The sequence below is a fragment of the Bacteroides sp. HPS0048 genome (genome assembly GCF_964240755.1).
Taxonomy (GTDB): Bacteria; Bacteroidota; Bacteroidia; order Bacteroidales; family Bacteroidaceae; genus Bacteroides; species Bacteroides nordii.
Genome location: NZ_CAXSVC010000061.1, coordinates 1 through 9,921 on the forward strand (window position 1 = coordinate 1; position 9,921 = coordinate 9,921).

A 9,921-nucleotide genomic window follows, 5' to 3' on the forward strand; every position below is an offset into this window, starting at 1 on the left:
GTGCCACCAGGAATCGAACCGGGGACACAAGGATTTTCAGTCCTTTGCTCTACCAACTGAGCTATGGCACCTTTCTTATTTGCGATTGCAAAGGTAGCGAAAGTTTTTTTATCTTGCAAGAGAAGGAGAAATAAAAAACGCTGATAAATAGCTACAGTGTTTATTATCAATTATCTATTTGATGAAAATATTTCATTTTATTGAAAAGAATATTTGGTTTATGGCTTATTCATTGAGTATATTACTTGTTGTGTTGTAGGTTATCGGAACGGTAACTATATTTTTCTATAGTCTCCTAATGAGATGCTACTGATATATGTATAAGGGAGATAAATCATTGGATAATTCATTTATATATAAGATATTGTAATGTCACTATGCTTATAGAAGAAAAGTAATATTCATTGTCTTTTATAACATTATCCATAAGGGGGGAAGGCTATCCCAAAATTCAATTTTAAGATAGTCTTTTATTTACTAATGTAGATTTTCTTTCTGGCTATAAGAATCAATGCCTAATAAGTTTTTAGTAACTCCTTAAAATACCATTGTATTTTTCCAAAATTCTCTAATGATATATATTCGTTCTCATTATGTATTGTACGTTGTTCGTACTGGTTTAGACATATAGGCATGAAACGGTAAATGTCCTTGCTTACTGCCTGATATTTATAAGAATCTGTACCTCCGATTGTTATATAAGAAGTTACTATTGCTTCGGGGTAGATCTTATTTACTTTTTCTTTTATAATTTCGAAACCTCTTACATTTTCCGGAGAAATATTTGAGGGGGCACGTTGAGAAATTACTTTTAAATCGATATCGTAACCTTCACATAACTTTTTCACATGTTCTATGACACCAGAAACTGAATCTCCTGGTAAGATGCGGAAGTTTACTGTTACTTCTGCTTCAGACGCTAAAACATTTGCAGCATCACTACCTTTGGCCATGGTTATAGCTGTAGTCGTACGAACTAATGCATTGGATGCAGGAGATTTTTCCATTGTGCTTAGTAATAATGGTCTGAGTAGCCATTGATTTGCTATTGTCATACGAGAAAAGAATCCCATTTCATTTCCGACGTTATCAAAAAATGCTGCGATAGGGGAAATAATTTGTGCAGGAAATTGATTATTGTTCAGCTTTTCAATGATTTCTGCTGCATAGATTAACGAACTTTTTTCAGGAGGCATAGAAGAATGTCCTCCCATTCCTTTTATTGTAAGACGTAAAGTCAGGAAACCCTTTTCTCCAGTACCAACTAATCCTAATGGAACTTTAATAGACTCTATAGCTGAACTTGGAGCAGCAATAATACCCCCTTCGTCATAAATAGCGTCAAAATTCAGTTCTTTATTTTTGAAATACTCTGCTATTTTTACAGCTCCTTGACGTCCACTTACTTCTTCATCATGTCCGAAAGCAAACCAGATATCTCTTTCTGGTTGAAAACCTTCAGCAATTAAATTATCAGCTCCTTCCATTAATGAAAAGAGCATACATTTCATATCGAGCGTTCCACGTCCATAGATACGGCCATTTATTACAGCTCCTGAAAATGGTGGATAATCCCATTTTGTAGCATAAGACTGAATTGGAGGTAACGGTTTGTCATTCAATTGAAAAATAGTATCAGTTATAATAGATTGATCATAACCAATTACTGGAACAACATCGTAATGTGATAAGAATAAAACAGGTTTTAAAGTACTGTTCTTTCCCTTCCAATGAAAGATCATTCCATATGTATTAATAGTATCTGTGTCCATTACTTTATATACTTCAGGATAAGAATCGGACAGATATCTCATGAATTCTTCGAAGGGGCCGAAATTGGTTTCTTCATAGAATTCATTGCTGATGGTTGGAATACGTATTCCACCGGCAAAACGACGTATGGCTTTTTCTGAAGGAGCAGTAAGCACTACTTCATTATCTCCGGTTTTCTCTATTTTCTTAAATTGATAGGTAAAGGTTCTTACTATTAACACAAGGATAAGTGTGAGAAATGATAATAGTAAAAGTGTAATAAATTTTTTCATATTTTCTACTTTCTTTGATTATATATTTTTGAAATGGATTATGATATTTTTAAGAAAAACAAGTTACAGGAATTGTAAAAAAACAAATGGCCGAGTACTAAAGTGCTTAATTCGATCAAAATATAGTTGATGATTAATTTTGGAATAGCCGTTTTTTGCAGGTAATCATTCAGCTCGTTCGGAAAGCTATTAATGGAAAAACTGTTTCTATATGGATTTGTTCGTGGGAACAAATTCATAAAAGAAGATGCAAATATAATTGAAAGGTTACTCAATATCATAATCATTATTTTCTGAATACTTAATTATATAACAACAGAGTTAGAAAAAATATTCTGATTTTTTTATTTATTTTTCTTTTAGAAAAGAGAAATTGCTTTTTAGTCTTTCGTTTTTTTACATATTTACTGAGAGAATATTAGAATTCAATAACTTAATTCTAATGTTTGTTGATAAACTTTTTTGTTCTTATTACGAATGATGGTTATGTTTTATAATATGTATTAATAGCCAATATATGAAACATTAATAAAAAAAATTATGTGTACAAGAGTAGTTTATTCAGGAACAAATGGGATGGTAGCAACCGGTCGCTCTATGGACTGGAAAACAGAAATGCATAGTAATCTTTGGGCATTTCCAAGAGGAATGATGCGTAGTGGAGAAGCTGGAGAAAATTCGTTGAAGTGGACGTCGAGATATGGAAGTGTAGTGACCTCTGCTTTTGAAATTGCCAGTACGGATGGAATGAATGAGAAAGGGTTAGTTGCCAATTTACTTTGGCTACCTGAAACAAAATATCCCTTAAGAGATAAAAATAAACCGGGACTTGCTATAACGGCGTGGGTACAATATATGCTGGATAATTTTGCAACAGTTGAAGAGGCCGTTTCTTATATTGACGAGGATACCTTTCAGGTGGTATCAGATATGATGCCGGATGGGTCTCGTTTAGCAACATTGCACTTATCTATATCCGATGCTGTGGGTGATTGTGCTATCTTTGAGTATGTAGGTGGAAGACTTACTGTATATCATAATAAAGATTATAAAGTAATGACTAATTCTCCTACTTATGACAAACAGCTGGCACTAAATGAATATTGGAAAACGATAGGAGGTTTGAGCTTTTTGCCCGGAACGAATCGCGCAGCTGATCGTTTTGCCAGAGCCAGTTTTTATATTAATGCATTACCGAAAACTGATGATGAAAGGAAAGCCGTTGCCAGTGTATTTAGTGTCGTCCGTAATGCCTCTGTGCCTTACGGTATATCAACTCCTGAAAGTCCTGAAATTTCTACTACACAATGGAGGACTGTTTCGGAAAGTAAAAGTCTGAGATATTTTTTTGAGTCAAGTCTGACTCCAAATACTTTTTGGGTGGATTTGCGGGATTTGGATTTCTCAGAAGGAGCTCCTGTACTTAAATTGTCTATTGCTAATGGAGAAATGTATCATGGGAATACGGCTAAAGAGTTTAAGATAGCGTTACCTTTCAAATTTATGGGAGTTAGAGGATAAAAGAATTCTGTGAAATAAAAGTGGGTTATTATAGAAGACTCTTTCGAAGAAGCTTATTTTAAAAAAATTACCCCACCAGAATAACTATGGCGGGGTAAATTTTATTATCAAAGATCTTTTACTTGTTTGATATTCAACTAATAATGTTAATTGGGAATTAAATAAATATCCACTGAATGTTTTTTATTACTTTTCCTGCAATGGATTCCAGCCTTGTGCCTTTAGCTCAAACTCCTGTCCGTCTCGGGTTATTAGTGCACAGCCAAGTTCAGGTTTAGTAATATGTCCTATTAATCGTATACCTTCCATTTCTGAAATCTTTTCATGGTCTGCAATAGGAACAGTGAAAAGTAGTTCATAATCCTCGCCACCATTCATGGCACAAGTAGTGAGGTTCATATTAAATTCTTCTGCCATAACGGCCGTTTGATAATCAATGGGGATATGTTCTTCATAGACACGACATCCGGTGTTACTTTGAGTACAAATGTGTAGCAATTCGGAGGATAACCCATCGGAGATATCCATCATAGAAGTTGGAACAATGTTGGCAGCAGATAGCTTTTCGATAATATCTTTGCGGGCTTCAGGCTTAAGCTGACGTTCAAGCAGATATTCTTTACCGGAAAAATCCGGTTGAGCATCTTGTTCACCTTTAAAAACGGTTTTTTCACGTTCCAGCAATTGTAAACCCATATAGGCGCCACCAAGGTCGCCACTGACACAGATGAGATCTGTTTCTTTGGCACCGTTCCGATAGACTATTTTATCTTTGTCTGCTTCTCCGATACAAGTGATACTGATAGCCAGCCCTGTCAGTGAAGAAGTAGTATCACCACCCACAATGTCTACATGATATTGTTGGCATGCCAGGCGAAGTCCGGCATAAAACTCATCCATATCTTCTACGCTGAAACGCTTGGAGAGGGCGAGGGACACGGTTATCTGTTTCGGAGTTCCGTTCATTGCATAGATATCGGAGAAGTTTACGATAGCAGATTTGTATCCGAGATGTTTGAGAGGTACGTAGGTAAGGTCAAAATGTACGCCTTCCATAAGCAGATCGGTGGTGACCAATACCTGCTTATCTGAAGGATAGGAGAGGACAGCGGCATCATCGCCTACTCCATATTTGCTTGATTCATTTTTTAGTTCAATACCTTCAGTGAGATGTTTGATTAAACCAAACTCACCCAAGGTTGCTATTTCTGTTCGCATCGATATATTTATAATTTACGATTTATTTCCAGTGTTTATAACCATTATTGGGTCATAAACACTGGAAGTTGTTACAATTTATGATTGAAGTGACTTTGATATTAAGCGCGGTTGATAAGCTCACGCATGATAGTTGTCATTTTCGGTTGAGCTGCATCTGCTGCTTTCTGAACTTCTTCATGTGATACTTCTACAATCTTTCCTTCTACGCCCAAATCAGTTACAACTGAAATTCCAAATACTTTGATACCACAATGGTTAGCTACAATTACTTCAGGAACGGTAGACATACCTACAGCATCAGCTCCGAGAATATGGAACAGTTTGTACTCTGCGGGGGTTTCAAAGGTAGGTCCTTGTGTACCGATGTATATACCATGTTGCACTTTGATACCTTTTTCTTTAGCTATTTCATTGGCTTTACGGATAAGCTCTTTATCATATGCTTCGCTCATATCCGGGAAACGGGGACCATACGGAATATTCTTGCCACGAAGCGGATGTTCGGGGAAATAGTTGATATGATCTGTGATGATCATCAGATCACCGATTTCAAAAGCGGGATTAGTACCACCACTGGCATTGGATACAAACAGTGTTTTAATTCCTAACTCACGCATTACACGTACGGGGAAAGTTACTTCCTGCATGGAGTAGCCTTCGTAGTAATGAAAGCGACCTTGCATTGCCATGATATCTTTGTTACCCAATTTGCCAAAGATTAACTTTCCGCTATGCCCTTCAACAGTAGACACAGGGAAATTGGGAATATCTTCGTACTTTATCTCATACTTCTCAGTGATTTCATTTGCCAAACTACCAAGTCCGGTACCCAATATGATTGCTGTCTCAGGACTTGTATGCATCTTTCCTTTTAGGAAAGCTGCTGTTTCTTGTATTTTCTCTAACATAGCCAATAATGTGTTGGTTAAAAATATCTTGTTGATTTTGTAATATCTCTACTTCAATGGGGAGCGCATAAATATGTCTTTTTAACTCCGCATCTAATATGGGATGATGTACCAACCGGGTAGCATCTTTTTCTGTGGTGATAATCAACCGTTGTTCACCTTTCAGCTTGTCAAACCGCTGTTTAATGAGTTGCATATCATGCTGATTAAAATGATGATGGTCATCAAATGACAGCAAATCGATATGCGATGTATATCTTTCCAATTCCTGAATGATAGTAACAGGTGAGGCAATACCGGTAAGGAGCAACACCTGTGTATCTGTTTGCAGGGAAGATAATTTTTGCTCCGCTTTTCCCGCTACCTCCGGAAATACCGGTTGTAGATTTCCGTAACGAAATGACGAGAAGAACAACATCTGGTATGGGAATAGGTTCAACCTTTTAGCAATGATATTGAAATCAATGGGTTTGATGTCAGGTGGACACTTGGTAACGATAACTATTTGTGCCCGGTTTTTCCCTTGAATAGATTCGCGTAGACGACCTGCTGGTAATAATGCATCGTCGCAAAACAGTCGGTGATAATCCGTCAATAAAATATTGAATCCTGCCTTAACATAACGGTGTTGGAAAGCATCATCAAGCAAAACAACTTCGACAGGGGGATTGTCCAATGTGCAGAGCTGTTCAATACCATGACAACGATCTTCATCCACAGCTACCCGTATATCGGGAAATTTAGATTTTATCTGAAATGGTTCATCTCCGATATTGCGTACATTACTTTCAGGAGTAGATAGTATATATCCCTTTGTACGACGTTTATAACCCCGGCTTAATACGGCAACCTGGTATTCACGGTGAAGTAACTTTATCAGATATTCGGTATGTGGCGTTTTACCAGTTCCGCCTACGGCAATGTTGCCGATGCAGATGACAGGAACGTCAAAACTCTTTGACCGGAGGTATCCCCAGTCAAAGAGTTTGTTTCGTAAGGCTACTCCTGCTCCATAAAGGAACGAAAGAGGGTAGAGCCATTTATGTATCTTGATAAAGCTTTCTTCCATGCAGAATGGTTTACTTAATATTCAGTTCAAACGGAACACGGGCTTGTATCATAGAGCGTTCACTTAAATTTTTCAGTAGACTGAAGTCTTTATAATAATCACCCAGTTTGCTTTTCATCAATTGTGATTCTACGTAATTGGTTGGTTTCGTATCAAGCAGAGTAGAAAGGAAATCTTTCTTTTCCGGATAAGAAACAACGGTATAACCATTGAGATTAGCTTTCTTTACAGCGATGTCGAGCGCCTTGTCTATACCACCTAGTTCGTCAACAAGACCAAGTTTTTTTGCTGTCTCACCTGTCCATACACGGCCTTCGGCAATCTTTCCAATTGCCTCTTTTGTCATATGACGGCCTTCGGCACAGCGGGTAAGGAATGTATCATACCCTTCGGTTATCATCATTTGCATGAGTGCTTTTTCGTCATTATTGAAAGGACGCATGAGGTTTCCGAAGTCGGCAAATTTATTGGTTTTTACTACATCATAAGTTATCCCTACTTTATCAGCAAGTTCCTTCACATTGGGAACCATACCAAAAATTCCGATAGAACCGGTCAGAGTGGTGGGTTCGGCAACTATTGTGTCGGCTACACAAGAAATATAGTAACCACCCGATGCAGCATAATCACCCATTGAAACGATAACCGGCTTTTCTGCTTTCAACTCTTTTACAGCATGCCATATTTGTTCGGAAGCAAAAGCACTACCACCTGGAGAATTTACGCGTAATACAACTGCTTTTACATCTTTATCGTCCTTAAGCTTACGTAAGTCGCGGATCACCTTGTTACCTACAATGCCATCTTCGGAAGCGGCTGAACCTGACTGGTCTGTGATCTCTCCTGATGCATAGTAGACAGCTACAATATCACCGCTTTTATCTTTAGGAACATTCTTTTTTACGTTGATCATATCATCGAGTCCTAATATCGGCAGACGGTCGTCTTTATCAACATTGGCAAGTTGCTTGAGATAGTCACGTACATTATTTTTATAAATAAGTGTATCTGCCAGACCGCATTTTACACTTTCTTCGGCGGGATAAAACATCAGCATACGGTCTGCATAAGCATTCAGTGAGTCTGGTGATATATTACGAGAGTCAGATACACCACTCACAACCTGTCCCCAGATAGAACCGATAAATTCAGTTACTTGCTCACGGTTGGCCGGGCTCATTTCAGTTGCGATAAACGGTTCGACAGCCGATTTGTAAGTGCCTACCTTGAATATTTGCATTTCGATGCCTACCTTTTGCAATAAGTCTTTGTAGAATATTGGGGCGGAGGCAATTCCTCTCCATTCAATCATACCTTTGGGATTCAGGATTACTTTATCAGCTACGCTGGACAGGTAATAAAGTCCTTGTGTATATCCATCGCTATAAGCTACGATAAATTTTCCGCTCTCTTTAAAGTCGGTCAATGCATTGCGAATAGCCTGTAAAGAAGCATATGGAGAGCCTAATGCAGAAGCCTGAATGTAGATCCCTTTGATATTTTCGTTCTCTTTTGCTTTTTTAATGGAAGCAAGGATATCATCGAGACCATAGACATTTGAATTGTCTCCTGTGAGCATGGAGAGTACATTTTCCAGACTTTCCTGAGTACGTTCTACCAATATACCATTTAGATCGAGCATCATTACTGAGTTTTTCTTCACTACTGTTTCTGTATCGGAAGAAGAAACAATTCCGAAAATCACCATAATACCGATGAAAAACAGAACAATGCTTGACAGTATGATACCTGTAACTGTGGCAAGCGTAAATTTAAAGAAATCTTTCATTGTATTTATTGTTTTTTATGCTAGCTCATCTTAAAGCTAACAAAGATAAATAATTGAGTTGATATTTATCCCATAAGTCGCATAGTTTTTTGTTTTGTCACAGATATAAAGGAAATTAATGTTATTTTCGGGTGATTCTTTCGCTTTTAAATGTGATGTTGATATTATATAATCCAGTTCTCTCTCTCTTATATATTCTGTAAGTGATAAGTACTGATTCAAAATTAGTATACTCTATAAATATGAATTTATTAAAACGCAAATGATCGCAGATTTTTGCGAATTAGATTGTTGCATTATATTTGAAAGCAATATTCCTTTTGCGAAAATCTGCGTTCAGCGGTTCAATAATACCCTGGCCAATAATCATTTATATTGTGATGTATTACTTATAGAAAAAAGAGGGACTATTCCTTTTACAGAATAACTCCCTCTTCCCACTCTTAAAGAAACTACTACTTATTATTTCTTCAGAAAAGATTCTTTCATTTTGGCAATGTCGTTCAGATAATCCTGCAAATCCTGTTCATGGTCTTCCTCCTCAGCTAAAATATGCTTGGCGATATCACATGTAGTATAATCTTTACCATTGGTAAAGTTAGCAATTTCCTGATAACGAAGGATGGCACAACGTTCTGAGGCTACATTCTGATTTAGTAAACTAACTGAATCAAACTCGGTTGGTGTGTCATACTTGCATCTGGCCAATTCAAACCTTACAGGATTTTCACACTTTCTTTAGCCATAATTTTAAGTTTAGGTTATAAATATTAAGTTGCTTAAGTAACAGGGGGTAAAGAATTTTGTTTTCGGATGTATTTGATTTAACAATAACAAAAACACTTATTTGTTAAATGGAAACTAATTTACTTTTTTTGAAGCATTTCCATGTATTCACTCGGAGACATCTTTTCGATATTGGAGAAATAGCAGATAAAGGATCTTTTTTTTGATTCTACTGTGGTGGCTGATGTTGATTTGCCACTTTCGATTGAAGAACGTCCTATTGGTGGATTTAGTATTTTGCTCATTCGTTGTATTATGAATGAAGTTTCCTATCAGCGCCTGGGTAGTGAGAATCGGTTAACTATGAAGAAATCTCTTTGAGTTGTTTCTTTGTTTGAGGTTTTTCGTATACATTTAATGGGGAATATATTAGCTCCTTGTTTGTGGATATTTATTCCTTTGTTTTTCTTATTGTTTTCCTTTTTTTCTTCTTGTTTTCCAGTAAAATAAGTGTACAATCTTTTATTTTTTTAATTCTTTGGTTTTCAATCAATTGCCTTTTTGATTTTTTCCTCTACGAGAAACGCCTCGTTTCTCTACGGAGATCGCCCCGTTTCTCTACGATGATCGCCTTGTTTCTCT

6 protein-coding genes and 1 pseudogene are annotated in these 9,921 nt (G+C 36.9%); 1 reads left to right on the forward strand and 6 read right to left on the reverse strand.

The features are described from left to right. Positions 1 to 515: 515 nt before the first annotated feature. The gene (locus ACESQI_RS23790; protein WP_195661554.1) at positions 516 to 2,045 is read right to left on the reverse strand and encodes a M20/M25/M40 family metallo-hydrolase; all 1,530 of its coding nucleotides are present in this window, start codon (positions 2,043 to 2,045) and stop codon (positions 516 to 518) included. 540 nt (positions 2,046 to 2,585) lie between these two features. Between ACESQI_RS23790 and ACESQI_RS23795 the strand changes: the two genes are divergently transcribed. Continuing rightward, a complete protein-coding gene (locus ACESQI_RS23795; protein ID WP_007487299.1) occupies positions 2,586 to 3,566 on the forward strand; it encodes a linear amide C-N hydrolase in 981 nt (326 codons plus the stop codon). Between the two features lie 186 nt (positions 3,567 to 3,752). Here ACESQI_RS23795 and thiL read toward each other — a convergent pair whose 3' ends face one another. The 5 genes and pseudogenes from thiL to ACESQI_RS23820 all read right to left on the reverse strand — a co-directional run. After that, positions 3,753 to 4,784, reverse strand: coding sequence for a thiamine-phosphate kinase (gene thiL, locus ACESQI_RS23800; protein ID WP_002562172.1), 1,032 nt, complete (start codon positions 4,782 to 4,784; stop codon positions 3,753 to 3,755). A gap of 101 nt (positions 4,785 to 4,885) precedes the next feature. Continuing rightward, positions 4,886 to 5,695 carry a purine-nucleoside phosphorylase gene (locus ACESQI_RS23805; RefSeq protein ID WP_002562171.1) on the reverse strand — a complete coding sequence of 270 codons (810 nt, stop codon included), beginning with the start codon at positions 5,693 to 5,695 and terminating at the stop codon, positions 4,886 to 4,888. Beyond that, positions 5,634 to 6,764, reverse strand: a complete 1,131-nt coding sequence (gene lpxK / locus ACESQI_RS23810) for a tetraacyldisaccharide 4'-kinase (protein WP_122202213.1) — start codon at positions 6,762 to 6,764, stop codon at positions 5,634 to 5,636. The genes ACESQI_RS23805 and lpxK overlap by 62 nt, the downstream gene beginning before the upstream one ends. A gap of 10 nt (positions 6,765 to 6,774) precedes the next feature. Beyond that, entirely contained in the window at positions 6,775 to 8,553 is a 1,779-nt protein-coding gene (gene sppA / locus ACESQI_RS23815) for a signal peptide peptidase SppA (protein ID WP_002562169.1), read from the reverse strand. 462 nt (positions 8,554 to 9,015) lie between these two features. Next, a pseudogene (locus ACESQI_RS23820) lies at positions 9,016 to 9,267 on the reverse strand (ferritin-like domain-containing protein); the annotation flags it as partial. Positions 9,268 to 9,921 lie beyond the last annotated feature (654 nt).

Coding starts and splice junctions, on each gene's coding strand:
- ACESQI_RS23790 (WP_195661554.1), bottom strand. CDS start 2,045: ATGAAAAAATTTATTACACTTTTACTATTATCATTTCTCACACTTATC.
- ACESQI_RS23795 (WP_007487299.1), top strand. CDS start 2,586: ATGTGTACAAGAGTAGTTTATTCAGGAACAAATGGGATGGTAGCAACC.
- thiL (WP_002562172.1), bottom strand. CDS start 4,784: ATGCGAACAGAAATAGCAACCTTGGGTGAGTTTGGTTTAATCAAACAT.
- ACESQI_RS23805 (WP_002562171.1), bottom strand. CDS start 5,695: ATGTTAGAGAAAATACAAGAAACAGCAGCTTTCCTAAAAGGAAAGATG.
- lpxK (WP_122202213.1), bottom strand. CDS start 6,764: ATGGAAGAAAGCTTTATCAAGATACATAAATGGCTCTACCCTCTTTCG.
- sppA (WP_002562169.1), bottom strand. CDS start 8,553: ATGAAAGATTTCTTTAAATTTACGCTTGCCACAGTTACAGGTATCATA.